This is a genomic window from uncultured Friedmanniella sp. (genome assembly GCF_964244285.1).
In the GTDB taxonomy this organism is placed as follows: domain Bacteria; phylum Actinomycetota; class Actinomycetes; order Propionibacteriales; family Propionibacteriaceae; genus Microlunatus.
Window position 1 is genome coordinate 42,888 of record NZ_CAXTHT010000005.1, and the last position, 25,618, is coordinate 68,505.

The 25,618-nt window shown below is 71.8% G+C and carries 25 protein-coding genes; 14 read left to right on the forward strand and 11 right to left on the reverse strand.

Features of this window, described 5'->3' with window-relative positions; genetic code table 11:
* Positions 1 to 9: 9 nt before the first annotated feature.
* Positions 10 to 120 (forward strand): pyridoxine 5'-phosphate oxidase C-terminal domain-containing protein, encoded by a 111-nt coding sequence (locus ACFE7W_RS13285; RefSeq protein WP_375425279.1) that lies wholly within the window; start codon positions 10 to 12, stop codon positions 118 to 120.
* A 7-nt stretch (positions 121 to 127) separates the two neighbouring features.
* Here the strand turns inward: ACFE7W_RS13285 and ACFE7W_RS13290 are convergent, their stop codons facing one another.
* The 4 genes from ACFE7W_RS13290 to ACFE7W_RS13305 form a co-directional block, all read right to left on the reverse strand.
* Positions 128 to 451, reverse strand: coding sequence for a thioredoxin family protein (locus tag ACFE7W_RS13290; protein ID WP_375425280.1), 324 nt, complete (start codon positions 449 to 451; stop codon positions 128 to 130).
* Positions 452 to 525: 74 nt separating this feature from the next.
* Entirely contained in the window at positions 526 to 2,364 is a 1,839-nt protein-coding gene (locus ACFE7W_RS13295) for a cytochrome c biogenesis protein DipZ (RefSeq protein ID WP_375425281.1), read from the reverse strand.
* 139 nt (positions 2,365 to 2,503) lie between these two features.
* Complete coding sequence (locus ACFE7W_RS13300; RefSeq protein ID WP_375425282.1) at positions 2,504 to 3,181, reverse strand: VOC family protein; 678 nt, start codon at positions 3,179 to 3,181, stop codon at positions 2,504 to 2,506.
* Positions 3,182 to 3,283: 102 nt separating this feature from the next.
* Positions 3,284 to 3,592 (reverse strand): hypothetical protein, encoded by a 309-nt coding sequence (locus tag ACFE7W_RS13305; RefSeq protein WP_375425283.1) that lies wholly within the window; start codon positions 3,590 to 3,592, stop codon positions 3,284 to 3,286.
* A gap of 92 nt (positions 3,593 to 3,684) precedes the next feature.
* On the opposite strand from ACFE7W_RS13305, the gene ACFE7W_RS13310 reads away from it, so the two are divergent.
* From ACFE7W_RS13310 to ACFE7W_RS13330, 5 genes are all read left to right on the forward strand, one after another.
* Positions 3,685 to 4,239, forward strand: a complete 555-nt coding sequence (locus tag ACFE7W_RS13310; protein ID WP_375425284.1) for a TetR/AcrR family transcriptional regulator — start codon at positions 3,685 to 3,687, stop codon at positions 4,237 to 4,239.
* Positions 4,240 to 4,342: 103 nt separating this feature from the next.
* Positions 4,343 to 5,656: an ATP-dependent 6-phosphofructokinase gene (locus tag ACFE7W_RS13315; RefSeq protein ID WP_375425285.1), complete on the forward strand. Its 1,314-nt coding sequence runs from the start codon at positions 4,343 to 4,345 to the stop codon at positions 5,654 to 5,656.
* A gap of 68 nt (positions 5,657 to 5,724) precedes the next feature.
* The gene (locus tag ACFE7W_RS13320; protein ID WP_375425286.1) at positions 5,725 to 7,845 is read left to right on the forward strand and encodes an ATP-dependent DNA helicase UvrD2; all 2,121 of its coding nucleotides are present in this window, start codon (positions 5,725 to 5,727) and stop codon (positions 7,843 to 7,845) included.
* A gap of 182 nt (positions 7,846 to 8,027) precedes the next feature.
* Positions 8,028 to 8,252, forward strand: a complete 225-nt coding sequence (locus tag ACFE7W_RS13325) for a hypothetical protein (protein ID WP_375425287.1) — start codon at positions 8,028 to 8,030, stop codon at positions 8,250 to 8,252.
* Between the two features lie 141 nt (positions 8,253 to 8,393).
* Positions 8,394 to 8,702: a WhiB family transcriptional regulator gene (locus ACFE7W_RS13330; RefSeq protein WP_375425288.1), complete on the forward strand. Its 309-nt coding sequence runs from the start codon at positions 8,394 to 8,396 to the stop codon at positions 8,700 to 8,702.
* A 351-nt stretch (positions 8,703 to 9,053) separates the two neighbouring features.
* Here ACFE7W_RS13330 and ACFE7W_RS13335 read toward each other — a convergent pair whose 3' ends face one another.
* The 3 genes from ACFE7W_RS13335 to ACFE7W_RS13345 all read right to left on the reverse strand — a co-directional run bounded on the left by ACFE7W_RS13335 (position 9,054) and on the right by ACFE7W_RS13345 (position 11,706).
* Entirely contained in the window at positions 9,054 to 10,388 is a 1,335-nt protein-coding gene (locus tag ACFE7W_RS13335) for an ABC1 kinase family protein (RefSeq protein ID WP_375425289.1), read from the reverse strand.
* Positions 10,385 to 11,350, reverse strand: a complete 966-nt coding sequence (locus tag ACFE7W_RS13340; protein ID WP_375425290.1) for a hypothetical protein — start codon at positions 11,348 to 11,350, stop codon at positions 10,385 to 10,387. Before ACFE7W_RS13340 ends, ACFE7W_RS13335 begins: the two co-directional genes overlap by 4 nt.
* Before the next feature lie 197 nt (positions 11,351 to 11,547).
* Entirely contained in the window at positions 11,548 to 11,706 is a 159-nt protein-coding gene (locus ACFE7W_RS13345; RefSeq protein ID WP_344813931.1) for a DUF5679 domain-containing protein, read from the reverse strand.
* A 571-nt stretch (positions 11,707 to 12,277) separates the two neighbouring features.
* Between ACFE7W_RS13345 and ACFE7W_RS13350 the strand changes: the two genes are divergently transcribed.
* The 3 genes from ACFE7W_RS13350 to ACFE7W_RS13360 are packed head-to-tail and all read left to right on the forward strand — an operon-like array spanning position 12,278 to position 14,671.
* Entirely contained in the window at positions 12,278 to 12,889 is a 612-nt protein-coding gene (locus ACFE7W_RS13350) for a M48 family metallopeptidase (RefSeq protein WP_375425291.1), read from the forward strand.
* On the forward strand, positions 12,879 to 13,562 hold the full coding sequence (locus ACFE7W_RS13355) for a DUF2064 domain-containing protein (RefSeq protein WP_375425292.1): 684 nt from the start codon (positions 12,879 to 12,881) through the stop codon (positions 13,560 to 13,562). The genes ACFE7W_RS13350 and ACFE7W_RS13355 overlap by 11 nt, the downstream gene beginning before the upstream one ends.
* Positions 13,562 to 14,671 (forward strand): DUF2332 domain-containing protein, encoded by a 1,110-nt coding sequence (locus tag ACFE7W_RS13360; RefSeq protein ID WP_375425293.1) that lies wholly within the window; start codon positions 13,562 to 13,564, stop codon positions 14,669 to 14,671. Before ACFE7W_RS13355 ends, ACFE7W_RS13360 begins: the two co-directional genes overlap by 1 nt.
* Before the next feature lie 31 nt (positions 14,672 to 14,702).
* Here the strand turns inward: ACFE7W_RS13360 and ACFE7W_RS13365 are convergent, their stop codons facing one another.
* Entirely contained in the window at positions 14,703 to 16,268 is a 1,566-nt protein-coding gene (locus tag ACFE7W_RS13365; protein ID WP_375425294.1) for a zinc-dependent metalloprotease, read from the reverse strand.
* Positions 16,269 to 16,460: 192 nt separating this feature from the next.
* On the opposite strand from ACFE7W_RS13365, the gene ACFE7W_RS13370 reads away from it, so the two are divergent.
* The 4 genes from ACFE7W_RS13370 to ACFE7W_RS13385 all read left to right on the forward strand — a co-directional run bounded on the left by ACFE7W_RS13370 (position 16,461) and on the right by ACFE7W_RS13385 (position 21,511).
* Entirely contained in the window at positions 16,461 to 16,964 is a 504-nt protein-coding gene (locus ACFE7W_RS13370; RefSeq protein ID WP_375425295.1) for a molybdenum cofactor biosynthesis protein MoaE, read from the forward strand.
* Positions 16,961 to 18,007, forward strand: a complete 1,047-nt coding sequence (locus ACFE7W_RS13375) for a PDZ domain-containing protein (RefSeq protein ID WP_375425296.1) — start codon at positions 16,961 to 16,963, stop codon at positions 18,005 to 18,007. Before ACFE7W_RS13370 ends, ACFE7W_RS13375 begins: the two co-directional genes overlap by 4 nt.
* On the forward strand, positions 18,007 to 18,564 hold the full coding sequence (locus tag ACFE7W_RS13380; RefSeq protein ID WP_375425297.1) for a PPA1309 family protein: 558 nt from the start codon (positions 18,007 to 18,009) through the stop codon (positions 18,562 to 18,564). The genes ACFE7W_RS13375 and ACFE7W_RS13380 overlap by 1 nt, the downstream gene beginning before the upstream one ends.
* A 97-nt stretch (positions 18,565 to 18,661) precedes the next feature.
* Positions 18,662 to 21,511 carry a UPF0182 family protein gene (locus ACFE7W_RS13385; protein ID WP_375425298.1) on the forward strand — a complete coding sequence of 950 codons (2,850 nt, stop codon included), beginning with the start codon at positions 18,662 to 18,664 and terminating at the stop codon, positions 21,509 to 21,511.
* A gap of 185 nt (positions 21,512 to 21,696) precedes the next feature.
* Here the strand turns inward: ACFE7W_RS13385 and ACFE7W_RS13390 are convergent, their stop codons facing one another.
* The 3 genes from ACFE7W_RS13390 to ACFE7W_RS13400 are packed head-to-tail and all read right to left on the reverse strand — an operon-like array spanning position 21,697 to position 24,972.
* Entirely contained in the window at positions 21,697 to 23,052 is a 1,356-nt protein-coding gene (locus tag ACFE7W_RS13390; RefSeq protein WP_375425299.1) for a M16 family metallopeptidase, read from the reverse strand.
* 52 nt (positions 23,053 to 23,104) lie between these two features.
* Complete coding sequence (locus tag ACFE7W_RS13395) at positions 23,105 to 24,382, reverse strand: M16 family metallopeptidase (RefSeq protein WP_375425300.1); 1,278 nt, start codon at positions 24,380 to 24,382, stop codon at positions 23,105 to 23,107.
* 26 nt (positions 24,383 to 24,408) lie between these two features.
* Positions 24,409 to 24,972, reverse strand: a complete 564-nt coding sequence (locus tag ACFE7W_RS13400; protein WP_375425301.1) for a mismatch-specific DNA-glycosylase — start codon at positions 24,970 to 24,972, stop codon at positions 24,409 to 24,411.
* Between the two features lie 57 nt (positions 24,973 to 25,029).
* On the opposite strand from ACFE7W_RS13400, the gene ACFE7W_RS13405 reads away from it, so the two are divergent.
* Positions 25,030 to 25,617, forward strand: a complete 588-nt coding sequence (locus ACFE7W_RS13405) for a hemerythrin domain-containing protein (protein WP_375425302.1) — start codon at positions 25,030 to 25,032, stop codon at positions 25,615 to 25,617.
* Position 25,618 lies beyond the last annotated feature (1 nt).

Genomic DNA, 25,618 nt, shown 5'->3' on the forward strand with positions numbered 1-25,618 from the left:
CTGTGCGTCGTGCGGCCTCAGGAGATCGAGTTCTGGCAGGCCGACCGTGGACGCCAGCACTGCCGTCTGCGCTACACGGCGGCGAAGAACCGCTGGGACCGGTCCCTGCTGTGGCCTTAGCCGCGGTCTACAGGTACGGCTCCAGGGCCTTGAGGAGCACCGCTCTGGACTTGGCGCCACGGAAGGCCTTGACCAGCTGACCGCCGACGTAGATCTGCACGGTCGGGAGTCCGAGGACCTGGTGGTCGGCGGCCGTGGCGGGGTTGGTGCCGGCCTCGACCTTGACGAAGGTGACCCGGTCGCCGTGCTGGTCGGCGAGGTCTTCGATGATCGGGGTGAGCTGCTTGCACGGCCCGCACCAGTCGGCCCAGAAGTCGACCAGGACGGGACGGTCGGAGTGCAGGACGACGTCGGCGAAGTCGGCGTCGGTCACGGCGGTGACGTTGGACATGCGGTTCTCCTGGAGTGGTGAGAGGACATGTGGGGCCCCGGGTCAGGCCATCGGGCCAGGCCATCGGGTCAGGGTCACCCGAAGGTGTAGGTGAAGGCCTTGATGCCCTTGCTGTAGGTGAGGGTGATGGTCTGGTCGACCGCGTCGTCGCCCTCGACGAGCGGATAGAGGTTGGGGGTGCCGGAGACCTTGATCTCGCGATCGGCCACACCGGGCTGGGACACGGTGACGGTCCCCTCACCCTCGAGCACGTTGTAGACGTTCGCTGCGTGGTAATGCAGGCGGATCTGGGCCCCTTCACCGGCTGACATGTCGGTGTTCTCTCCGGTCCAGGTGCCGCCGTAGCTGTAGGTGTTGATCGGTGGGTTGTCGTTGAGGGTGTACTTCTTCCGCCCGTCGGCGACGGTCGGTGTCCCGGCGTATCCGGTCTGGGTGCGGCCGGGCGACAGGTACATCTCCTGGGTGCGCTGGTCGGCCGGAGTGGTCTGCTGCTCCTTCGAGATGTCGGTGACCGGGGCCGGGAGCGCAGCACCGGGCGACTTCTCGGTCAGGAGCTGCCGGATCAGGTCCTCGGTCTGGAGGTAGTTGCCCTCGCCGAAGTTGATGGCCCGGACGGTTCCCTGGGCGTCGATCAGGTACTTGGCCGGCCAGTAGCGGTTGCGGTACGCCGTCCAGGTCTTGAGGTCGTTGTCCTGGACGACGGGGTAGGTGATGCCTTCCTGGGTGATGGCGGACTTCAGGTTGCCGGCACTCTTCTCGAACGCGAACTCCGGTGAGTGCACCCCGATGACCTCGAACCCGTCGGCCTGGTAGGCGGAGTACCAGGACTTGATGTAGGGGGCGTCGCGCTGGCAGTTGATGCAGGAGTAGGCGAAGAAGTCGATCAGCACGACCTTGCCCTTGAGGTCGCTCAGGGCCACGGGCTTGTCGTCGGCGGTGTTGAACCACTGCTGCGTGCCGGTCAGTGCCGGTGCGGTGCCGCACGAGGCGAGCTTGTCGTCGCCCGGCGTGCACTTGGCGAGGTCCTTGTTCTGCCCGTTGTCGAACGGCGACAGGGCGCCTTGGACGGTCTTGGACTCCGCGAGCTTCTTCTCCACGCCGCCCGTGTAGGCCGGCACGGCGCGTTGCAGGACGGCGGTGACGTTGAACGCGAGCGCGATGGCCAGGGCGATCATCACGACGCCACCGACGATCCGGAACATCTGGGCGCGGGCCCGGTAGGCGTTGATGCGGGTCTGGATCTTCGAGCCCGCAGCAGCGAACAGCAGCAGCGGCAGTGCGGCCCCGACCGCGAACGTCACGGTCAACACGACCGTTCCCCAGCCGATCCTCCCGCTCGCACCGGCGACCGTGATCGCCGCGAGGATCGGGCCGGCGCAGGGCACGTACAGCGTTCCCAGCCCGAGACCGAAGACGAAGGCGCTGCTGTCCTGGTTGGCGACCTGCGGCAGCTTGTAGAACGGCTTCTCGATCAGGTGACCCAGAGCAGGCACGATGAGCCCCAGCCCCACGAGAGCGAGGACACTCAGTCCCACCCAGCGCAGGAGGTCCTGCGGGAGTCCCAGCGCCGAGAGGATCGTCGAGCCGAGCAGGGTGAAAACGCTGAAGCTGGTGACCAGGCCGCCGATGATGATCAGCGGGCGCACGTTGCGGCGCGGCTTCCTCGGTTCTTTGGTGGGCCGGGGTTCGCCGACGTCCAACGTCTCCACGACAGACGGCTCGGCGGCGACGGTCGTGCTCGCTCCGCCGGAACCCGCAGCCACCAGGTCCCGCTCAGGCTCGGCGACCTTCTCGGGCGCCTTTCCCTTCGCGGTCCCTCCCGCGAAGAAGATGATCGGCAGCATCGGGAGCACGCACGGTGAGACGCCGGTGATCAACCCCCCGACCAGACCCAACAGCGCCAACGTCAACATGGTGACCCGCTTCTCCGTCGGCGGCAGGGCGTCGACACCTCAGAATTCGGCACGACCTCATTCGAGGATTGGCAGATCCTCGTCATTTCCTCAAACGAGGACAAGGAGGCCGACCAGGGCCGTATTCGAGGATTCGCACCTAGTCGGGTGGGCTTGTCTCGTCCAACCCGAAGACGGCGCCGTGAGGGTCACGCACGTCGCCGTCGGCGGTCGTTGTCGCCCCGAGATCGGACGCGAGGCGCATGGACACAGCTCGGTCCTGCACGGCGAAGTGCACCATCCATTGCCCGGGTCCGTAGGACGTGGTCGTGACAGCCACGCTCGCATCCGCCGACCTGATGCTGCCGCCTGCCTGGGCCCTCCACCCGAGGACGGCGTTCAGGTAGCGCACCTCGTCCTCGGGCTCCGGGGTGCGGAGACTCAGGCCCTGAAAAGCGCCAGGCTCCTGGGCAAGCTGCATGCCGTGACGAACGAGCGGCTGCCAGAACGACAGCGGAAGGCCGGACGGGCTGCGGGTGACGGCGCCGATGCCCTGATCACCGGCCTGCGTCGGTGGCTCGAGAACGGTGCCACCGGAGGCCTCGACCGCCTGCAACGTCTCATGGATGTCGGCTGTGCTGACGTTCACGGTCCAGTACGGGTCCCCGGAATCCGTCGCGGGTCCCAGCCCGGCCACAGGCAGACCACGAAGCATCGCCACCCGGTAGCCGGTCCTCTCCGGTTCGGTGAAGCTCCAACCGAGAAGGCCGGCGTAGAAGGTGGCTGCCGCAGCGGGCTCGGGCGTGCCGAGATCGACCCAGCAGATGCTGCCCGGCACGTGGTACTCGATGTTCATCTGGCTCCTCTGGTCAGCTTTCGGGTGGTGCTCCTGCACGCGGGCTCCGGCCGTGAGGGCCGGGACCCACGTGCGGGGGGATCATCAGTCGAAGTACGGGGACCTGAGGTCGAGGCTGGCCTCGCGGACCACCTCTCCGTCGAAGAGCCTCGTGGTCGCCGCAGCGCCGGCCCGTCGCGCCTCCTCCGCGAACGGGCCCTGTGCGAAGGCCAGCGCGTTCTCAGCGGTGTCGAACTCGTAGAACCCCCCGAGGGTCTGGGTGCCCACGCCCGACAACCAGGTCTTGCGCACGAGCCCGGGAACCGACTTGAGCGGCTCGTTGGCCTGCTCCCACGGGAATCGATCGAAGGGAACGGGCGCTTGGATCTCGGTGTAGAGAAAGGTCTTGCTCATGTCGAATCTCCGTTTCGTCGGGGCGCTAGTACGTACGTACTAGTGTCGCCATCTTGACCTAGGATGTACGTACTAGTCAAGAGGAGAGCGCGATGGCTACTGGTGTGCGCGATCGAATGATCGAATCGGCGGTGGAGCTGCTGCAGCGCCGCGGCCTGGCGGGCATGTCCTTCACCGAGGTCCTGGCCGCCAGCGGCGGTGCCCGGGGCGCGATCTACCACCACTTCCCCGGGGGGAAGGAGCAGCTGGCTCGGGCTGCCGCCGACAGGAACGCACGAATGGTGCTCGACCATCTCTCGCGCCTGCCCGAGGACACGGCCCACACGCTCGCATCGGCGTTCTTCGACAGCGTCCGACCGGTGGTGGCTGCCTCAGCGCAAGGAGGCGGTTGCGCTGTCGCCGCCGTCACGGTCGACTCCGGTGGCAGTGCCGGAACGCTCCTGGCCACTGCAGCCAGCGCCTTCGACTCCTGGATCGATCAGCTCTCAGGCAAATTCTCGAATGCAGGACTGAGCCGAGATGAAGCGAGGAACGCCGCGACGCTCCTCATCACGGTTCTTCAGGGCGCCCACGTGCTCTGCCGAACCGCCCAGACCCTGGAGCCGTTCGACCGGGCCGTCGCCGCGTGCCTCCCTACGTTCGGGTGACCACGGCCGCTGAGCTCGGTGGTGGTGCGACCCGGAGCGGGAGCCGCGGGGCCGTCGCGTCGTCGTCACACGTCCGACACGGTCCGCTGCCAGGCTCTGTCCCGTGACCCGACTCGCCGACCTGATGGTGGCGAGCCTCGGCGAGCCGCGCCACGACTCACCGCTGTTCGACTTCATCGCCGACCGGCGGACGAACGAGCACTACGTCAACGAGAACGACCGGGTCGTCTTCCACGACACGGTCTCGCTGCTGGACGAGGCGGGCGGCGAGCCGTCGACCCTGCCCAGCTTCGAGCCCGGAGGCCCACGTCGTCGGCTCTTCTTCGCCCCCGGATCGACGCGGGTGGGCATCGTCACCTGCGGTGGCCTGTGTCCCGGGCTGAACGACGTGATCCGCGGGCTGGTGATGGAGCTGGCCCGGCACTACGGCGTCAGCGAGGTCACCGGCTTCCGCTACGGCTACGCGGGCCTGGTCCCGGGCGGACCCGAGCCGCTACGGCTGACCCCGGAGGTGGTGCACGACATCCACGAACGCGGCGGGACGGTTCTGGGAACCTCCCGTGGCCCCCAGGACCTGGAGCTGATGGTCGACCGGCTCGTCGGGCTGGGCATCGACCTCCTGTTCGTCGTCGGCGGTGACGGCTCGATGCGCGGGGCCAGCGGGATCGCGCGGGTGGTCCGAGAGCGGGGGCTGGCTCTGGGCGTGATCGGCGTCCCCAAGACCATCGACAACGACATCCCCTTCATCGGGCAGAGCTTCGGCTTCGTCACCGCCTTCAGCGCAGCGGCCAAGATCATCAACGCGGCCATGGTCGAGGCGCGGGCCGCGGTCAACGGGGTCGGCCTGGTCAAGCTGATGGGCCGTCACTCCGGCTTCATCGCCTGCTACGCCGCCCTGGCCAACCACATCGCCGACGTGGTGCTGATCCCCGAGGTGCCGTTCGCGCTCGAGGGCCCCGACGGCTTCCTCGCCGCTCTCGAGCGCCGGGTGGTCGAACGGGGGAGCGCCGTCGTGGTCGTGGCCGAGGGTGCCGGCCAGGACATCCTCGACGCCGCCCCCGACGCCTCCGTCACCGATCCCTCCGGCAACGCCCGGCTGGGCGACATCGGCGTGCACCTGCGGAACCGGATCACGGCCTACTTCGCCGACCGCGGGCTGCCGCTCACCTGCAAGTACTTCGACCCGGGCTACCTCATCCGGTCGGTCCCCGCCGACCCGCACGACTCCGTCTACTGCGTCCGGCTCGCCCAGGCCGCCGTCCACGCGGGCATGGCCGGCCGCACCGACATGGTCGTCGGCCGCCGCCACAACCGCTTCATCCACGTGCCCATCGCCCACGTGACGTCGGAGCGCTACTGCGTCGCCCCGGACGGGGACCTGTGGCTCAGCGTCCTCGAGTCCACGGGCCAGCACTGACGTGTCCTGCTCGCACTCGGCCCGACGCTTGCCGGGGAGTGTCGGTGGGCGGCGTTAGGGTTTGAGGCGTGTCGAACACCCGTACGTCTGCTGATCCTGAGGCGCTGCTCGCCGGCCTCGATCCCGAGCAGCGGACCGTGGCGACGACCCTGCAGGGACCGCTGGCGGTGATCGCGGGGGCGGGCACCGGCAAGACCCGGGCCATCACCCACCGGATCGCGTACGGCGTGGCCACCGGGGTGTACAACCCGACCTCGGTGCTGGCCGTCACCTTCACCACCCGGGCGGCGGGCGAGCTGCGCGGGCGGCTGCAGCAGCTGGGGGCCCGCGGCGTCCAGGCCCGGACGTTCCACTCCGCCGCCCTCCGCCAGGCCCAGTACTTCTGGCCGCAGGCCTACGGCGGCGAGCTGCCGCAGGTATTGGACAACCGGATGTCGCTGGTGGCCGAGTCGGCGAGCCGGCTGCGGATCCGCGTCGACACGCCGCGGCTGCGCGACCTGGTGTCGGAGATCGGCTGGGCCAAGGTCAGCAACGTGACCGCCGAGGACTACCCGCGGCTCGCCGCGGCGGCCGGCCGCAGCATCGCCTCGATCGACGCCGAGACGGTCGCCCGCGTGTTCACCGGCTACGAGAACGCCAAGCGCGACCGGGGCCGGATCGACTTCGAGGACATCCTGCTCTGCGCCGCGGCCCTGATGTCGGAGCACGAGCAGGTGGCCGACACGATCCGTCGCACCTACCGGCACCTAGTGGTCGATGAGTACCAGGACGTCAGCCCGCTGCAGCAGGCGCTGCTGACCCTGTGGCGCGGGGACCGCACCGAGCTCTGCGTCGTCGGCGACCCGGCGCAGACCATCCACTCCTTCGCGGGTGCTCAGGCCGGCTACCTGACCGAGTTCGCCCGCCGGCACCCTGGGGCCACGGTGGTGAAGCTGGTCCGCGACTACCGCTCCACCCCGCAGGTGGTGGGCGTCGCCAACAAGATCATGTCTGGCGTCAAGGCCGGCGGCATCAGCGCGGTCACCCTGCAGGCCCAGCAGCCGCCCGGACCCGAGGTCGAGTTCCTCGAGGCGCCGGACGAGGCATCGGAGGCAGCCGGGATCGGCGACTGGCTCGCCCGGCAGGCGAGCGACGGCGTGCAGTGGCGCGACATGGCCGTGCTGTTCAGGATCAACGCCCAGTCGCCCGCGATCGAGCAGGCGCTGGCCGACCGGCACATCCCGTACCTGGTGCGCGGCGGCGAGCGGTTCTACGAGCGGGCCGAGGTACGGCAGGCGCTGCTCACCCTGCGGACCGAGGCGCGGGCGATGGGTGAGAACGAGCCCGGCACCGCCGTCGAGCAGATGAAGGCCGTCCTCGGCACGCTGGGCTGGTCGGCGACCCCGCCGGAGGGGGCCGGCGCGGTCCGCGAGCGCTGGGAGTCGCTGGCCGCCCTGCTCACCGTGGCCGAGGACCTGGCCACGGGAGGTGCGGCCGAGGGCGGGCCGGAGCCGGACCTCCGGGCCGTCTCCGCCGAGCTCGACGCGCGCGCCGAGGCCCAGCACGTCCCGGTGGCCCAGGGGGTCACGGTCTCCACGCTGCACTCGGCGAAGGGTCTGGAGTGGGAGGCAGTCGCCCTGCTGGGCACCCAGGAGGGCTCGCTGCCGTTCGTCCTCGCCACCCGCCCCGAGCAGGTGGAGGAGGAACGGCGACTGCTCTACGTCGGGGTGACGCGGGCCCGACGGCGGCTGCGGCTGTCCTGGTCGCGGACCCGCAACGGCGGCGGAAACCCCCGCAAGCCGTCCCGGTTCCTCGACCCGGTGCTACCCGAGGGTGCGCGTGGCGCGGCGACGGCCCCCCGGCCCGCCCGGCGGCGCGGTTCGGTGCTCTCCCAGCACTGCCGGTCGTGCGGCTCGCCGCTCGGCGACGCGGCCGAGCGCAAGTTGGGTCGCCACCTCAGCTGCCCGTCCACCTTCGACGAGCAGACGATGGCCCTGTTGAAGGAGTGGCGACGCTCTCAGGCCGCCGAGCAGAAGGTGCCGGCGTTCTGCATCTTCACCGACGCGACCCTGATCGCGCTGGCCGAGGCGCGGCCCCACAACCGGTCCGGCCTGGTCAAGGTGCAGGGTCTCGGCCCGACCAAGGCGGACCGCTACGGCGACGAGGTGCTCGCCATCCTGGGCAGCGAGTCCGAGCGCGCGGGCGCCTGACGCGCGGGTCTCCCCGCCCCGAGGCGCGCTCGGAAAAGAGTCCTGAGAAAGCGTTGTTTAATCCTTTGCAGGTCAGTCCGGCCTCCCTTAGGCTGAAGCCCGATCCCGCCACGGGGTCGAGCACGCCCCGGATCGAGCCCTTCAGGGCCGACCGGACGAGAGAGGCGAGAGAGGTGAGTTCCATGTCCGACATCCAGCTGATCGAGCGGCAGGGGACCACGCCCGCCTCGCGCGTGCGCATCGCGCCCGTCATGACCATGACGTGGCGTGAGCTCTGCGCCGACGACGCCAAGCGCACGGCCATGGCCCTCGAACTGGCCGGTTTTGCCGGCCTCGTCGGTGGCACTGTCGCCGATCACGCCTACTCGACCCGAACGGGATTTTCTTCCTGCAGTCCGCCGGTGTAACACCCACACCGACAGCCTCCAGGCCGTGAATCCCAGAACACCGGGAATCACGGCCTTCGTGTTTCCCGCCCCAGTCGGTCCCGGATGTACCGGGACCCTCGAAGAGATGAGTTGGGAATGAACGACACAGGAGGTGAGCTGATGACTGCCTGGTGGAGCGCATCGGACGCAGACCTCGTATCGAACGGCCTACCGTGCCGGCTGGTCGACCCGGAGGTGTTCTTCGCCGAGTCGCCCGCCGACGTCGAGGCCGCCAAGGCGCTCTGCGTGGACTGCCCGTTGCGGTCGTCCTGCCTGGCCGGTGCCCTCGAGCGGCGTGAGCCGTGGGGCGTCTGGGGAGGCGAGCTGTTCATCGCGGGGGTCGTGGTCGCGCGCAAGCGGCCCCGGGGCCGGCCCCGGAAGCACCCGGTGGTGCCGGCGGCGCTCGCGGGCGTGGAGGCGGCAGCATGATCGACGATCAGGCAGGACCCGGTCCGAGCAGGGGCGAACGGCTGTTCCATGCCCTTCGCCTCTGGCTCAGCCGGGCCCTGTCGTGACCTCCGCCGGGGAGACCCTCCGACCGGTTGGGGCTCGGACCTACGCTGGAGGGCGTACGGCCTGGAAGATCACTACGCGGCACAGCCGTGCGGGCTCGAGCTCCTTCGGGAGCTGGGGGGTCGAGGTGGACCCGTGGTCACCCCGCCCACGCGCGTCCTGCGACCTGGCTCGCGACTGTGTCGCGCAGTGATCTTCCAGGCCGTCGTCGTCATCAACTTTCGGGGTCGGACACCCGGACCCGACCGGCAGCCGGGGCTGGACCTCTCAGGTGTGCTCGGCGTACCCCGGGAGGAACTCCTCCAGCACGTCGACGAACGCCGCCCGCACGTTGAGCTGTGAGAGCACCGCCAGCCCGCCGAGCCACACCCGGTGGATGAGCAGGTAGCTGGGCGGCAGGTTGATCTTGAACGCGATCCCGTTGTTGGCCCCCGGGTCGCGGACGCGGAGGAACTGTCCCCGCATCCAGTCGCGGTTGAACTGGAACACCGGGACGGCGGCCGGTTCCACGAAGGGCGCCAGGTAGTCGAAGAGGTCCCCCGGGTCGACGTCGGCCGACACGAACCCCTCGCGGTAGAGCTCGTCCTTGACCTGCTGCGCATCGCCCAGCCGGGCGATCCCGAGGATCGTGCCCATGGCTCGCGGCAGGCCTTCGGGCAACCGCGACACCAGGCCGAAGTCCACCACGCCCAGGCGGCCGTCGGGGGTGATCCGGAAGTTGCCCGGATGCGGGTCCGCGTGCAGCAGACCCACCCGGCTCGGACCGGCGAAGAGGAACCGGACGTAGGAGAGGCCGATCCGGTTGCGCTCGTCCTCGCTCAGCCCGCTGGCGCTGGACAGCGGCTCGCCGTCCACCCACTCACTGACCATGACCCTGGACGTCCCGGCCAGCACCTGCGGTACCACGAACTCGTCGCTGTCGAGAAAGCCCTCCGCCGCCTGCTGCTGGGACGCGGCCTCGACGGTGTAGTCGAGCTCCTCGCTGGTCCGCTCGACCAGCTCGTCGACCAGGGGACGGACGTCCATCCCGGCCGCCAGTGGCGCGAACAGCTTGGAGAGCCGGCCGATCTGACGCAGGTCCGAGCGCAGCGCCTCGTCCGCACCGGGGTACTGCACCTTCACCGCCACCCGGCGGCCGTCGGCCCAGGTGGCCCGATGGACCTGGCCGATCGAGGCGGCCGCGGCCGGCTCGGGATCGAAGTCGGCGAACAGGTCACGCCAGTCCACGCCCAGCTCGCGCCGCAGCACGGCGTGCACCCGTGAGGTCGGCATCGGCGGCGCGTCCGCCTGGAGCCGCGTCAGCTGCTCGCGGTACGGCGCGGCGATATCGTCGGGCAGCACGGACTCGAACAGGCTCATCGCCTGCCCGAACTTCATCGCCCCGCCCTTGAGGTCGCCGAGCACGCGGAACATCTGTTCGGCGGCGCGCTGCTGCAGCTGGGCGCTCACCTGCTCGGCGGGGACGCCACCGATCCGCTTGCCGAGCCCGAGGGTCGCACGGCCCGCGGCCCCCAGGGGAAGTGCAGCCAACCGGGCTCCCCGCCGGAACCCCGACCGCGCCATCGGGTCCCCGGTACGGCCGGGGGCGGGGTCGTCGCTCATGGCCCCCATTCTGTCGTGGCCGCCCAAGCGCAGCCGCAGCCGGCGTGCACCGGCCAGGCCCGCCAGCGCATCAGGTGGTCGTGCTCGCTCAGCTCGACGGTGGCGCCCGCGGACTCCGGCAGCTGACCTTGGAGGTGGGCGAGCACCTGAGCCACCCCGACACCCGCGGCCCAGGCGACCAGGGCGGCCGCGGTCGGCAGCCGGAGCGCCACCAGCTGGCCGAGCAGGACCGGCCAGTCCGGATCGGCGTCCCGTCGGGTGAGGTCGGTGCAACGCAGGCAGGCCGTCCGGCCAGGGAGGACGAGCGGTCCTACCGTGGCCGAGCGACCGGCCGCCCGCAGCACGAGGTGCGGCTGGTCGCCGCGGAGCAGGGCGTCGGTCACGAGCCGGTCCGGCTCGACGGCGTCCGTGGCCACCACGGTGAGGGACAGGTCGACCCGTTCGGGCTTGGACCAGTGGTTGACCACGGTCAGGCCGCCGCTGCGGAGCCGCGGCAGGTCGTCCAGGTCGGTGATCCGGAGCGCGCGACGGCGGGTGGGCCCGGGCCGGTCATCGGCGGCGTAGACGCGAAGTCCGGCCGCCAGGAGCAGCCGGGCGACCTGCTGCCCGAGCGGCCCGAGCCCGACCAGCCGTACGGCGGTGCCGGTGGCCGAGGTAGGCGGGGCGAGCAGCCCGGCCTCGTGCAGCGCACGCAGCACCACGTCCACCTCGGCCGGCGCCATCCCGGAGCCCGCCGCAAGCCGGCGGAGCGCCGACAGGTCATGGCGTCCGTCGAGAGCTCCGAGCAGGGTGGCGGCGGCCCGGTGCCGCACCACCACCGCGGTCGGCTCAAGACCGACCTGCAGCACCGCCGGGCCGCGCTGCAGCACGGGGACGGCCGGCGTCAGCACCGGTCGGCGGGGCAGCCGCGTCGCAGGAGGGCCGGCCACCTGTGCGGGAGCTGAGGGAAGCGACAGGGTCACGTCACCAGTCTCACCGCTCGAAGACCACCCCCGGGAGTTGTCCACAGGGTCGGGGCGGCGGGTCCGGACTCCGGGAGGAGCGGCGCTGAGGCCGCCCCCACCCGGGTCGTCAGGTCATACGGATGGAGCTGCCGGGCTGAGCTGAGTCGGTCTGAGCTGTTCCGAGCCAGGCTCAGTCGGGCCGGCGGTACGGTCGGTCAGGCCTTGCCGAGGATGCGGTTGAGGTTCGTGCCGCACACCGGGCACTTGGCTTTGGCCATCCGGGTGCCCTTGTCGTTGACGTGCACGTCGCCGGAAGCCTCGCGCTTCTCCTTGCACTTCACGCAGTAGAACTCACCGCTGTAGGTCTCCGCCATGATCTCTCCTTGCTCGATGGTCGTGAACGGGTGTTGCCCACGAGACGGCGTTGCTCGCCCCGAATGTCGCGCCCGCACCGGCGGCGACGCCCACGACCGCGGCAGCATCGCTTGGTCGCCGGTAACAATACGACAGGCAGTGCGGAGGGGGCGGGCGACCACGCCCGGGGCGTGTCGGGCGGCTGCGCGGACGCCGGGCCCCGGACGAGACGAAACCTCCAGGGAACATCGGCGCCGCTTGCCTTCCCCTGCGAACGGACCGACCATCTGGAGGTTTCGTGCTGGGAACGCTAGCTCCCGCCCGACGCCCCGTCAAACCTCTCCGAGGCCGTCCTGTCCACCGGTTGTGGACAGTGCTGTGGAGAACGTGTGCACCCCGGAACCCAACCTGTGGACCTGTCCGGCAGCCCAGGCGGACATCGTGTGGAAACCGCCCGTTCACGCTGTCGACATCATCGTGGGGGTGGCAGAGTGGATCGGGCCGGTCATGAGGTCGCTGCGGGCCGGTCCGGGGTAGCGTTACCGATGGCTTCGGTGTCCCCGACCTCCGAAGCGGTGGAGGGAGGCATCGATGCCTGAGCAGGACGCACTCCCGCCGGTCGAGGTGCGGCGCAGCGGCCGACGCACCCGTACCGTGACGGCCTTCCGTGAGCGCGGCACGATCGTGGTGCTGATCCCGGCGCGGATGTCGGTCGCCGACGAGCGGACCTTCGTGGACTCGATGGTGCGCAAGGTGCTGGCGCACGAGGCCCGGTCCGGTCCGCCGAGGGGTGACCGTGAGCTGCTGGCCCGGGCTGCCGCCCTGGTGCAGGAGCTGCTGGTCCCGGTGACGGGCACCCCGACCCACCCGACGGAGGTCCGCTGGGTGACCAACCAGCAGCAGCGCTGGGGCTCGTGCACGCCGAGCACCGGGGTGATCCGGCTCTCCCACCGACTGCAGGCGATGCCCGGCTGGGTCGTCGACTACGTGCTCCTGCACGAGCTCGCGCACCTCGTCGAGCCGAGCCACTCCGACGCGTTCTGGCGCCTGGTCGCCGCCTACCCGCAGGCGGGGCGGGCCCGCGGGTACCTCGAGGGCTACCTGGCCGGGCAGGGACGCCCCGCCCCCGACGAGGACGCTCCCGATCAAGAGGCTCCCGACCAGGGCGCCGCCGGTGAGGGGGACGGCCCCGATGTCGACTGAGCCGGGCTCCGTCCTCGATCCGGCCGGGCCGCCGCGCCGGGTGGCGTTGGTCCTCGCCCGGTACGGTGCCGGCCCGGCAGCCCCGACGGGAGTGTCCCCGGCCGAGCTGGCGCGGGCCGCGCTCGCGGACAGCTACGAGGTCCTTGCCGACCTGGTCGGGGTCCGCAGCGGCATCGCCGGACCGGCCGCGGTCACCACCCTGCTCTGGCCGGGCGGGTTGCGGCGGCCCGACGTCAGCGTCGGTGAGCTGGCGTCCGGGCTGGCGGGGGAAGCCGACGAGCTGGTCGTCGTCGCCGCCGACGTCCCCGACCTGCCGGCCCTCGTGCTGGCCAAGGCCTTCAAGGTGCTGCACCGCAGCGACGCGGTCGTGGCCCCGGCCCGTACCGGCGGCGGCTGCGTCGCTCTCGGACTACGGCTGCCGCTCGCCCGCTGGCTGGCCGGGATGGACCTCGACCTGGACGCCGACCTCGTCGCCCGCCTGACCGCCGCCGCGCCTGCCCGCGGTCTGGTGGCGGCGGCGCCGGACTGGCACCGGCTGCGGACCCCGGCCGACCTCCGGCGACTCGACCCGGGCCTGGAGGGCTGGGAGGAGACCCGGGCCCTGCTCGAGGGAACCCCGGGCTCCAGCCGGAACTCCGTGGCCGCGGCGCCGGCCGCGGGAGGGGTGGGCTGATGGTCGTCTGGGACGCGGGACCCACGCTGGCCGACCGCTTTCGCGCACACGCCGGCAGCAGCCAGCACCTCTACGGCTACGCCATGCGCGGCATGGCCGAGGACTGGGAGGCTGACGGCCCGGTCCGCGAGATCTGCGCCGGCTACGAGGATGCTCCGAACGGCGCGGTGATCCAGCTCCGGCTGCTGGCCGGGCTGTTCCGGCTGGTGCTGGCCGGGCACGCACCCGAGCTGCAGCCGTACTACGCCTGCCTCGGTGGTGACCGCCCGCCGTCGCAGGGTTGGCCGGTGATGCTCGAGGTGATGGCCGCGCACGTGCCCGAGCTGCACGAGGCCCTCAGCACGGCGCCGCAGACCAACGAGGTCGGCCGTTCGGCGGCCTTGCTGGCCGGGCTGTTCGACCTGGTGGCCGAGACAGGGCTGCACCAGGTCCGACTGCTCGAGCTGGGGGCCAGTGCCGGGCTGAACCTGCTGATCGACTCGATCGGCTACAGCGGCACCGCCTGGCGCTGGGGGCCGATGTCGTCGCCCTTGCAGCTGCGCGGCGCGATCGAGGGACCGGTCAGGCCGCAACCGTTCGCCGTGGTCGACCGAGCGGGCTGTGACCTGCTGCCGGTGGACGCGAACTCTCTCGAGGGGCGGCAGCTGCTCACCTCGTTCGTGTGGCCGTTCGACCTGCACCGGCACGCGCGGCTCGCCGCGGCCTTCCGGCTGGCCGCCGCCCACCCGCTCCGCGTCGACGGTGCGGCCGCGAGCCGGTGGCTGCCGGAGCGGCTGGCTGCGGCGCCGGAGGGCCCGGACGTCTTGAACGTCGTCTGGCAGTCCATCACCCAGCTCTACTGGTCGCCCGAGGAGATCGCGACCGTCGATGAGGTGGTCCTCGAGCACGGACGGGAGCACACCGTCGCCCGGGTGGTGATGGAGTACGACCCGGATCCGGCGCTGGCCGACGGCCTGCCCCCGGCCGGGCACACGTCCAAGCCGAGCGTGCGGACGCTCCTGCTCCGCCCGGGCGCAGAACCACGCCGCCAGCGGCTGGGGACCGCCCATGACCACGGCATCCCGGTCCGGCTCAGCCCCGAACGCGTCAGCCCTCAGCTGGTGCCCTGACCGGGCCAGCCGCAGGCCGACCGGGGCCGCCTCAGTCCTGAGGCTCCTCAGGCTTCCCGCCCGACTCCCCGTCGAGCAGCTCGGCCAGGGCGGCGTCGAACTCGTCGTCGGTGGCGGTCTGCGGTCCCTCGCCCGCGACGAAGCCCAGCGGGTCGTCCAAACCTGCGCTGGTCGGCAGCAGGTCGGGGTGGGCCCAGACGGCGTCGCGGCCCTCGACCCCGCGGGACTCGCGCACCGCCGCCCAGAGGTTCGCCGCGTCCCGCATCCGTCGCGGGCGCAGCTCGAGCCCCACCAGGGTGGCGAAGGTCGCCTCGGCCGGGCCGCCGCTGGCCCGGGCGCGACGGACCGTCTCAGCCAGCGCTGCCGCCGCCGGCACCCACTTGGCGGTGGCCTGGGTGACCACCTCGTCCACCCAGCCCTCGACGAGGGCGAGCATGGTCTCCAGCCGCTCGAGGGTGGCCAGCTGCTCCGGCGTCTTCTGCGGCTCGAACAGCCCGCCCTCCAGCGTGGCGCCCAGCTCCTCGAGGTTGTTGGGGTCGATCTGGCCGACGGCCTGCTCCAGCGCGGAGGTGTCGATGGTGATGCCCTGGGCGTACTGCTCGACGAGCACCAGCATCTGCTCCCGCAGCCAGGTCGCCGAGGCGAACAGCCGCTGCCGGGCGCACTCGCGCAGCGCGAGGTAGAGGGTGACGTCGGTCCCGCTCTGCTCGAGCCCCTCGCCGAAGGCGGCGACGTTGGTGGGCAGCAGGGCCACGTGACCGGGCTCGTTGAGGGGCAGACCGATGTCGGTCACCCCGACCACCTCGGCCGCCAGCTGGCCCAGCCCCTGGCCCAGCTGCAGCCCGAACATCGAGGCGCCCGAGCTCCGCAGCATCGGGCGCAGCATCTGCTCCATCCCGGCCATGCCGGGCAGCGAGCCCGCCTCCTCACCGCCCAGGGTCAGGGCGTTGCCCATCGCGTCCGCGATGTGGGTGGCGACCGGTTCCACCAGGCGCCGCCAGGTCGGCATGGTGTTCTCGATCCACTCCGCGCGGCTCCAGGCCGCGACGGTGGTGGTGACCCGGGGGAAGGTCGTGGCCTCGTCCAGCCAGACCTCGGCGATGGAGACGGCCTCACCGAGGGCCCGTTGCTGAGCGCCGGACGGAGTGGGGTCGGGGCCCAGCGAGGCGACCGTGCTGCGCGCGGTGTTCTTGGTGACCTCCCAGTTGACCCCGGAGCCGGGCTCGGGGGCGCCCTGGCCGAACAGTCCGCCACCCCCGCCCGCGCCGCCACCGAGCATGGAGAAGGCGCTCTGCAGCTGCTGGACCAGCGCGTTCATGTCGCCACCCCCGCCCATCGCCCCGAAGAGCGCCTCGAACGGGTTGGCCGGATCTCCGCCGCCGGTGCCGCCGGCCCCGCTCTCGCCGCTCCCACTCCCGCCGGCCCCGCTGCCGCCGCTGGCGGGCGATCGTGAGGGACCGCCGAGCTGCCAGCCGGCGTTGGGGGAGGGGGTCCCGGCAGCGCCGGGCCGCGGGTCGGCGCCGGACTCCGGCGTCACGCCCTCGCCGAACGGGTCGTCCGGACCGTCAGCTGCCCCGGGCTGGGTGTCCTCGGCCATTCCCACTCCTGACGTCGGGCCCGGTCGAACCGGGCGCGTGCAACGAACTCAACCGTACGCGGCCCGCTCCTGAGCCGACCCGGCTGCGGCACTCGCTTCGCTCACGGCACAACCCCGCCGCGCTCGCCGACGACGTGGCTCGGGGTCGCTGGCAGGCCGGGGACTGTCAGTCGCCTCGGTTAGGGTCGGGACATGACTTCGGCTGGGGCGTCGGCGGGACCGACCACGGGTCCGGCGCTCGGGCGTGCGGTCGCGGGGGTCGTGCGCGAGGCGAGCATCGGCACCGGCCCGATCAGCGTCGACCGGCTGCTGGGCCTGGTCCGCGGCCCCGAGGTGGGCGGGGTCGCGCTCTTCGTCGGCGTGGTCCGCGACCACGACGGCGGTCACGAGGTGGTGTCGCTGGACTACACCGCCCACCCCACCGCCGGCTCGGTGCTGCAGGGCTGTGCGACGCAGGTGGCCGGGCGGCACGACCTCGTGGCGTTGGCGGTGGAGCACCGGGTGGGCCACCTCGAGGTCGGCGACCTCGCCGTGGTCGTGGCGGCGGGTGCGGTCCACCGCGCCGCGGCCCTCGCGGCCTGCGCGGAGCTGATCGACGACCTGAAGGCCCAGGTGCCGATCTGGAAGGAACAGCTCTTCGTCGGTGGCGAGGCCGAGTGGGTCGGCCTGCCCCAGACCGGTGAGAGCTCCCCGTGACCCGTCAGACCTGGACCGCGTTCGTCTCGGCCCTGGCTTTCGTCGTGCTGGCCGTGCTGCTGGTGATGGTCCCCGTACCCTTCATCACGTGGGGTCCGGGGGACACCCACGACACCCTCGGCGACGTCGGCACGGAGCCGATCATCAAGGTCCAGGGCATGACGACCTACCCCACCTCGGGCCGGCTGGACCTCACCGTCGTGTCGGTCACTCCCGCGGACGCGCGGCTGAGCCTGCCGCAGGCGCTGGTGGCGTACTGGCTGCCGCACCACGACGCCCTGCCGCGGGACGCGGTCTACGCCCCGGGCAAGTCGGCGGCTGAGGTGCAGCACGAGGACGCCGACCTGATGGAGACCGCCCAGGACGACGCCGTGGTCGCCGCTCTGCGCGCGGACGACCAGCCCGTCACGGAGATGCCGGCCATCTACTCAGTCACCGTCGGCGGGCCGGCGCACCGGCTCCTGCTGCCGGGCGACCTGGTCACCTCCGTCGACGGGGTGCCGACCCCGGACCAGAAGGCGGTCAGCGCGCAGATCCGGGCCCACCGGCCCGGCGACGACGTCCGCTTCCGGGTGATCCGGCAGCGGGTGCCGGTCACGGTGACGGTCCGCGCGGCGCAGTCCGGCACGGCCGACACCATCCCGGTGGTCGGGATCACCATCGGCACGGGCTACCGCTATACACCCCAGATCTCCTTCGACCTCGGCCAGGAGATCGGCGGTCCCAGCGCCGGCCTGGTCTTCGCGCTGGCCATCTACGACAAGATCACCGACGGCCCGCTGCTGGCCGGTCGGCATGTCGCCGGCACCGGTTCCATCACCCCCGACGGTGAGGTCGGAGCCATCGGCGGCATCCAGGAGAAGATCGCCGGCGCGGACAGCGCGGGTGCCGACGTGTTCCTGGTGCCCGCCCCCAACTGCGGCGACCTCGCCGGTGTCCGGACCACGATGACGCTCGTCAAGGTCGCCACGCTGGAGGACGCCGTCGCGGCCCTGCAGACCCTCGCGACCCCGGGGGGCGCCGACCGCGTCCCACACTGCTGATGGCCGGCCCCCGCGAGCCGGCGGTGCCGGCGCCCGAGCAGCAGGAGGCCCTGCTGGCGGCCCTGGTCGAGCTCGAGCGCTACGTCGGTGGCGCCGGCTGGGACCAGCCCCCCCGACTGTTCGCCCTCGTCCTGACCGACGTCTTCGCGGCGGCCGAGCCGGCGCTGGCCGCCGAGCTGGGGATGCGGACCACCGCCCAGGGGGCCGCGCCCGGCGCGCTCACCGCGGTCGAGCAGGAGGAGTTCGCCCCGACCGGGGACCTGCTCGGCGACCTGGCCGGCCTCGAGTGGCCCGACAGTGTCTTCGGCTGCGCGCTGAGCGCGGAACGGACCTTCCTGCCCGCCGGCCGGGAGGGTGAGCTGCCGGACGACCCGGCGGCGGCGGCGGCCTACGTGGCGGCTCATCCGGCCCGTCAGGACATCCGGGTCGTGGTCGGGGCGGACCGTGCCGGCCACGTGCACGGCGTCGCCCGGCTGGTGTCCGCGCCGGAGGAGCTGCTGGGCGCGGCGGACCTCGTACCGGGACTCGGGACGGCGTTGGCGCATACCCTGGTCTGACGGTCGGGCGGGAACCACAGCCCCTGCCCAGCCGTGGCTCATGCACAAGACAGGTTTTTCGGCCGTGCCCTGAGGGCACGGGAGGCGAGGAGAGTAGTTGAGTACCGTACGGACCGCAGGACGCCGCAGTGCCATCCTGCCCACGTTGGTGATCGTGGCGGTGCTGGTCGTGCTGTTCGCGATCTACACCAGCGTCTGGACGGACCGGCTATGGTACCGCTCCTTCTCCTTCGGCAAGGTGTTCAACACCGTCTTGTTGACCCGGGTGGGGCTGTTCGCCTCGTTCGGGCTGATCATGGCCGCCGCCGTCGCCGCGAGCGCCGCCGTCGCGTACCGGCTTCGGCCCCGCTTCCGCACCGGGCCCGCCAGCAGCGCCCTGCTCGAGCGGTACCGCGAGCTGCTCGAGTCGAAGTTCGTGGTGATCGTCGTCGTGCTCGCCGTGCTGACCGGCCTGTTCGCCGGCGGCGCGGCCAGCGGGCAGATCTACACCTACCTCGCGTGGCGCAACTCCACCCCGTTCGGGGTGCAGGACCCGCAGTTCCACCGGGACATCTCCTTCTTCGTCTTCCGCTACCCCTGGTGGCGTTTCGCCCTGTCCTTCCTCTTCACCGTGCTCGGCTTCGCGATCGTGGTCGCGGCGGTCGTCCACTACGTGATGGGCGGGCTGCGCTTCTCCGGTGCCCGGCGGGGCGGCACGTCGGGCGCCCAGGCCCAGCTCTCGGTGCTGATCGGTCTGGCCGTGGTCGTGAAGGGCATCAGCTACTGGTTCGACCGCTACGGCCAGGAGATCGCCGACCACCCGCTGCTGACCGGCATCAACTACACCGCCGACCACGCCACCGTCACCGCGAAGACGATCCTGGCCGTCATCGCCGGGATCTGCGCGGTCCTCTTCTTCGCCAACGCCGTGCTGCACCGCTGGGTGGTGCCCACCATCGGGCTGATCCTGATGGTCCTGTCCGGCATCGTGCTCGGCGTCGTCTACCCCGGGGCGGTGCAGTACTTCAGCGTCCGGCCCAACGAGGCGGTCAAGGAGCGTCCCTACATCGCCAACAACATCGCCGCGACGCGGGCTGCGTACGGGGTGGACCAGGCCGAGGTGACCAGCTACTCGGCCAAGACCTCGGCCACCGCGGGCCAGCTGCAGTCCGACGCCGAGGCGCTGCCCGGCATCCGGCTGATCGACCCCAGCGTCGTCGGTCCGGCGTTCGAGCAGCTGCAGCAGGTGCGCGGCTACTACTCCTTCCCCGACACCCTCGACGTCGACCGCTACACCATCAACGGCGCCGAGACCGACGCCGTGGTCGGGGTGCGGGAGATGAACCAGCAGGGCGTCCCGGCGCAGAACTGGAACAACCTCAAGACCGTCTACACCCACGGCTACGGCCTGGTCGCCGCCTACGGCAACCGGCGCCAGTCCGGCGGCGAGCCGGATTGGATCGCCCAAGGCATCCCGCCCACGGGCGAGCTGGCCGAGGCCGAGCCCCGGATCTACTTCGGTGAGTCCCTCGACCAGGGCTACTCGATCGTGGGTGCACCGGCCGGCACCCCTCCGGTCGAGCTCGACACCCCAGGTGGTGGCGAGAACGGGGCGCAGCAGAACTTCACCTACGACGGCTCCGGCGGAGTGAAGGTCGGCAGCCTCTGGCACCGGCTGCTCTACGCGGCCAAGTTCGCCGACGTCAACATCCTGCTGTCGTCCCGGGTCAACGACGCCTCCAAGATCATCTACGACCGCACCCCGCGGGAGCGCGTGCAGAAGGCCGCACCCTGGCTGACCGTGGACGGGGACGCGTACCCGGCTGTGGTGGCCGGTCGCATCGTCTGGGTCGTGGACGGCTACACCACCTCGAACTCCTACCCGAACAGCAAGCGGCTCGGGCTGAAGTCGGTGACCTCGGACTCCCAGACCGCGACGCCCAACGGCACGGTGGTGGCCCAGGCCGACACCGAGGTCAACTACATGCGCAACTCGGTCAAGGCCGTGGTCGACGCCTACGACGGCACCGTGAAGCTCTACCAGTGGGACACCGCCGACCCGGTCCTGCAGACCTGGGAGAAGGCGTTCCCGGGTGTGGTCCAGCCCAAGACGTCGATCCCGGCCGAGCTGCTGGCCCACCTCCGCTACCCGCAGGACCTGTACAAGGTGCAGCGCGAGATCCTCGCCCGCTACCACGTCACCGACCCGGAGCTGTGGTACCAGACCTCGGCCCAGTGGGAGGTGCCGAACGACCCGGTCAAGAACAGCAGCACCCTGAAGGAGCCGCCGTTCTACCTGTCGGTGAAGTGGCCCAAGGACCCGTCGGCGATCTTCTCCCTGACCAGCGCCTACGTGCCCAAGGGACGGGCCAACCTGGCGGCCTACATGGCGGTCAACGCCGACGCCGCCAGTCCTGACTACGGCCGGATCCGGATCCTGACCATGTCCGACACGTCCCAGATCGACGGTCCGGGCCAGTCCTTCAACGCGATGCAGACCAACGAGGCGGTGGCGACCCGGCTGCGCTCCTACAACCAGCAGGGTTCGGCCACGGCCACCTTCGGGAACCTGCTCACGTTGCCGGTGGGTGGCGGGCTGCTGTACGTGACGCCGGTCTACACCCAGCGGCCGAGCGGCAGCGGCGCCTACCCGGCGCTCACCTTCGTGGTGGTCCGCTTCGGTCAGTCGGTGGGCATCGGGGACACCCTGCAGGAGGCGCTGGACTCGGTCTTCAAGGGCGACTCGGGCGCCAGTACCGGCGAGGGCGAGGACCCGACCCAGACCGATCCCGGGACCGGCACCCAGACCCCGAACAGCGCCGCGGCGACGAAGGCGCTGAACGAGGCGCAGACGGCGTTCGCCGCGGCGCAGAAGGCGCTGACGGCCGGGGACCTCGGCACCTACCAGGACCGGATCAAGGACGCCCAGGACGCCACCGCCCGGGCCCTCAAGGCCATGGGCCGGTAGCCCGGGCGGGCTTGAGGGGCCCTGATGGGTCTGAGCGGCGTTGGCGCAACCTCTTCGAGGCCTTCGACAGGCTCAGGCGCGCGTGAGGCCTGCGTGACCTCGACAGGCTCGGGTGGCGTGAGCGTGTCGCGTCCCGAGCTCGTCGAGGGCCTCGCAGGGGTTGCGGGTGCCTACGGACCGACAGCTCAGGGGGCGGGGCGGACCTCGACGTCGAAGCCGGCGGCCCGGACGGGCTCGGCGATGACCGACGCGTCGCCGACCACCACCAGGCTGAGCTCGTCGAGGTGGACCAGTGACTCATACGCCGCGGTGGCCGAGTCCGGCGTGACGTCGCCCAGGGCGGCCAGCGACCGGTCGACGTAGTCCTCCGGCAGCCCGGCCAGCACCTGGGTGGCGGCCTGGTCGGCGACGCCGTCGGCGGTGGCGTAGCGCAGCGGTGAGACCCCGACGAAGTAGGCGACGGCCTCGCGGACCTCGTCGGCGGTGAAGGGCTGGGCCGCGACGGGCAGCAGCTCGCGGGTGATCGCCAGAGCGTCCGCGACGACCTCGGTCCGGAAAGACCCCTGGACGGCGAACGACCCGGCCGACCGCAGCGGTCCGAAGTTCATCCGGACGCCGTAGGTGTAGCCCTTGTCCTCGCGCAGCACCGCGTTCAACCGGGACAGGAACGCCCCGCCCATGGCGTAGCTGGCGACGCTGATGTCGGCCCACCGGGGGTCGAGCCGGTCGATCCCGTACGCCCCGAGGCGGACGTCGGCCTGCACGGCTCCGGGCCGGTCGAGGACGGTCAGCCGCCGCGGCCCCGGCTGCGGGGGGCGGTGGTCCGTCCGCTGCTGCTCGTCGTTTCGCCAGCCGCCGAGGTGCCGCTCGGCCAGCGCCACCGGGTCCTCGCCGAAGCCCTCCCCGAAGTCGCCGGCCAGCACCAGGGTGGCGCCGGCCGGGCCGTAGCAGCGCCGGTGGAAGTCCCGGACAGCCTCCGGGGTGACGGCGGCCACCGTCTCGCGCTCGCCGCCGTTCATCCGCGAGGCGCGGCTGGCCCGGTCGAAGATCGTGGCCCGGAACGCGTGGGTGGCGGCCTGGGCCGAGTTGGCCTGGGTCTGCTCGATCTCGGCCAGCCGGAGCGTGACGTGGCGCCTGACGTCACTGTCGGCCAGGGCGGGCGAGGTCACGGCCTCGGCGAACAGCTCCAGCGCCCGGTCCAGCCGCGACACCGGGACGTCGAGGACGGCCTGGGTGCCGGCGAGGGACAGGTCGACGCCGAAACCGGCGCCCTCGGTCTCCATCAGCTCGGCGAACTCCTCGCCGGGGTGCTGGCGGCTGCCCTCGTCGAGGGCGCGGGCGCACATCGTCGCCACCCCCTCGAGCTCACGGGACTCGGCGTCCAGCGGCAGGTCCAGCACCAGGTGCACGGCCGCGACGTGCTGACCGGGCCGGTGGTAGGTGAGCGTGCTGATGCCGTTGCTCAGCGTGCCGCGGACCGGCGTCGGGAAGCTCCAGAGCCCGGGAGGACCGACCGGCGGCGGGGTGGTCACGGTGGTCATGGGCGGAGCCTCTCGGACGTGAGGAGGATTCCGGGCGACGTGCTGCTCCCACTCATGAGGACTCCTGACGGTAGACCAGGGTCGCGCGCTGGTCGCTGCGGAAGACGGTCCCGACGGCGTCGACGAGCTCGTCCAGGGTCACCGACTCGATGTCGGGAATCCGGGTGTTGACCAGCGCCGGGTTGCGGTGCAGGGTCGCAAACTCACCGAACGCGTCGGCGCGGGAGTCGATCCGGGCGAGCTCGTGCAGCCAGTGCCGCTCGTACTGGGCCTTGGCCCGACGCAGCTCCTGCTCGGTCGGCGGCTCGCTCACCAGCCGGTCGACCTCCGCGGCGAGCTCCGCCTCCACCTGCTCGATCTCGACGCCGTCGCGGGCCCGGCCGTAGGCGAAGCCGTACGAGCTGCCGCCGATCAGGCCGAGGGTGCTGGCGCCCGAGCTCTCGGCGAGCTCGGCGGCGCGGACCAGCCGGCGGTGCAGCCGGGAGGTCTGGCCGTGACCGAGGACGGAGAAGGCCAGGTCCACGGCGTCGAACTCCCGGGTGCCTCGGGCCGGCAGCCGCCAGGACAGGTAGACCGAGGCGGCCGGCACGTCGGCGCTGGTCTCCAGCCGCTCGGTGCCAGTCAGCGGCGGCAGCGGCTCGGGAACGGACTTGGCCGGCTTCTGGCCGCCGTGCAGGGGCCCGAAGTACGCCTCGGCCCGCTCGAAGGCCTGCTCCGGCTCGATGTCGCCGACGATCGACAGGACGGCGTTGCTGGGCAGGTAGTGGGTGCGGAAGAAGTGCTGCACGTCCTCCAGCGTCGCGGCGTTCAGGTCGTCCATCGAGCCGATCGTGGTATGGCCGTAGGGGTGCTGCTCGGGGAAGGTGAGCCGGATCAGGTGCTCCATCACGTCGCCGTAGGGGACGTTGTCGTAGCGCTGCCGCTTCTCCTCCTTCACCACCTCGCGCTGGTTGTCCAGGCTCTCCTGCGTCATCGTGTCGAGCAGCCCGCCGAGGCGGTCGGCCTCCAGCCACAGCGCCAGGTCGAGCCCGCCGGTCGGCAGCGTCTCGAAGTAGTTGGTGCGGTCGAACCAGGTGGTGGCGTTCACCGAGGCGCCGGCCGCCTGCAGCAGGCCGATGTGCTGGCCGGAGGGCACGTGGGCCGAGCCCTGGAACATCAGGTGCTCGAAGAGGTGGGCGAAACCGGTCCGACCCGGCTGCTCGTCGCGCGAGCCGACGTCGTACCAGAGGTTGACCGCGACGCTCGGGCTGCCGTGGTCCGGGCTGGCGACCACCCGCAGGCCGTTGCCCAGCGTGCGCTGGACGATCGGGTAGGCCAGGGCGGGACTCATGGCGACCATCTCAACACACCCGGCGCTCAGATCACCCCGGCGGCCCGGGCCGGCTCGGCGTAGGCCGCCGCAAGGGTGGCGGTCGTATCGTGGGCGTTGAGCCCGCTGGGGTTCGGCACCACCCACAGCCGGGCGCCCTCGAGGCCTTCGGGCTGCTCACCGGCGCGGGCCCTCGGCCGGCCGAAGGCCTGGCGGTACGCGGTGACCCCGGCCACCGCCACCACCTCCGGCCCGTGCGCCGCCACGAACGCGGTCAGCCGCAGGCGGCCGGCCCGCAGCTCCGCGGGGTCGAGCTCGTCGGCGCGGATCGTGGCCCGGTTCACCAGGTTGGTGAGGCCGACGCCGCGGGCCACCACGGCCTCGCGGTCCTGCGGCGTCATCCCGGTCGCGCGGTCGATGTCGTGCTCGAGGATCCCGGCCTGGCGCAGTGCGGGGTAGAAGCGGTTGCCCGGATGGGAGAAGTGGGTACCGGTGGCCGCGGTCCACAGGCTCGGGTTGATGCCGACGAACAGCAGCCGCAGCCCCGGCCCGGCCAGGTCCGGCACCGACCCGTCGCGGTGGCTCTCCAGCTCGGCGCGCGTGTACCCCACAGGGCGAACCTACGTGGCCCCGTCGACGGCCCGGGGTCCACCGGTAGCGTGCCCGACATGACCTCCACCTCCGGCGCGGCCACCACGGGCGATCCGCAGCCGATCGACCTGGGTCGCCCGGTCGCCGGCGACGTCGTCGCGCTGATCCTCGCCGACCACGTGCGCTTCGAGGCGCTGCTGCGTCAGCTCCGCGACTCCAGCTCCGACCGCGACGCGGTCCGGCACGCCCTGGCGACGCTGCACGTCGCCCACGCCGAGGCCGAGGAGCGCCACGTCTACCCGACGCTGCGCTCCGAGCACGCCATCGGCGCGCACGCGGCCGAGCACGGAGAGGAGGAGCACGCCGAGGGTCACCAGGCGCTGCTGGACGTGCTGGAGCTGACCGAGGTCACCGGCGAGGAGTTCGACGAGGCGGTGGAGGAGCTCAGCCGCGTGCTCGGCCACCACCTGGCCGAGGAGGAGCTGACGATCCTCAACCCGGCCCGGGCCGGGGTCCCCGAGCAGGCCCGGCTCGAGCTCGGCCTGGCCTTCGTGGCCGAACGCCAGGCCCAGATCGACGCCGACTGCGGACGCGTCGAGAGAGTCCGCGACCTCGTCGCCCGGGCGGCCCGGAACGGTCTGCTCACCGACGACGGCGACTCCTAAT

Bases quoted from the DNA above. Each gene is read 5' to 3' on its own strand.
- ACFE7W_RS13290 (WP_375425280.1), bottom strand. From the start codon at position 451: ATGTCCAACGTCACCGCCGTGACCGACGCCGACTTCGCCGACGTCGTC.
- ACFE7W_RS13295 (WP_375425281.1), bottom strand. From the start codon at position 2,364: ATGTTGACGTTGGCGCTGTTGGGTCTGGTCGGGGGGTTGATCACCGGC.
- ACFE7W_RS13305 (WP_375425283.1), bottom strand. From the start codon at position 3,592: ATGAGCAAGACCTTTCTCTACACCGAGATCCAAGCGCCCGTTCCCTTC.
- ACFE7W_RS13310 (WP_375425284.1), top strand. From the start codon at position 3,685: ATGGCTACTGGTGTGCGCGATCGAATGATCGAATCGGCGGTGGAGCTG.
- ACFE7W_RS13325 (WP_375425287.1), top strand. From the start codon at position 8,028: ATGTCCGACATCCAGCTGATCGAGCGGCAGGGGACCACGCCCGCCTCG.
- ACFE7W_RS13330 (WP_375425288.1), top strand. From the start codon at position 8,394: ATGACTGCCTGGTGGAGCGCATCGGACGCAGACCTCGTATCGAACGGC.
- ACFE7W_RS13335 (WP_375425289.1), bottom strand. From the start codon at position 10,388: ATGAGCGACGACCCCGCCCCCGGCCGTACCGGGGACCCGATGGCGCGG.
- ACFE7W_RS13345 (WP_344813931.1), bottom strand. From the start codon at position 11,706: ATGGCGGAGACCTACAGCGGTGAGTTCTACTGCGTGAAGTGCAAGGAG.
- ACFE7W_RS13350 (WP_375425291.1), top strand. From the start codon at position 12,278: ATGCCTGAGCAGGACGCACTCCCGCCGGTCGAGGTGCGGCGCAGCGGC.
- ACFE7W_RS13355 (WP_375425292.1), top strand. From the start codon at position 12,879: ATGTCGACTGAGCCGGGCTCCGTCCTCGATCCGGCCGGGCCGCCGCGC.
- ACFE7W_RS13360 (WP_375425293.1), top strand. From the start codon at position 13,562: ATGGTCGTCTGGGACGCGGGACCCACGCTGGCCGACCGCTTTCGCGCA.
- ACFE7W_RS13365 (WP_375425294.1), bottom strand. From the start codon at position 16,268: ATGGCCGAGGACACCCAGCCCGGGGCAGCTGACGGTCCGGACGACCCG.
- ACFE7W_RS13370 (WP_375425295.1), top strand. From the start codon at position 16,461: ATGACTTCGGCTGGGGCGTCGGCGGGACCGACCACGGGTCCGGCGCTC.
- ACFE7W_RS13380 (WP_375425297.1), top strand. From the start codon at position 18,007: ATGGCCGGCCCCCGCGAGCCGGCGGTGCCGGCGCCCGAGCAGCAGGAG.
- ACFE7W_RS13390 (WP_375425299.1), bottom strand. From the start codon at position 23,052: ATGACCACCGTGACCACCCCGCCGCCGGTCGGTCCTCCCGGGCTCTGG.
- ACFE7W_RS13395 (WP_375425300.1), bottom strand. From the start codon at position 24,382: ATGAGTCCCGCCCTGGCCTACCCGATCGTCCAGCGCACGCTGGGCAAC.
- ACFE7W_RS13405 (WP_375425302.1), top strand. From the start codon at position 25,030: ATGACCTCCACCTCCGGCGCGGCCACCACGGGCGATCCGCAGCCGATC.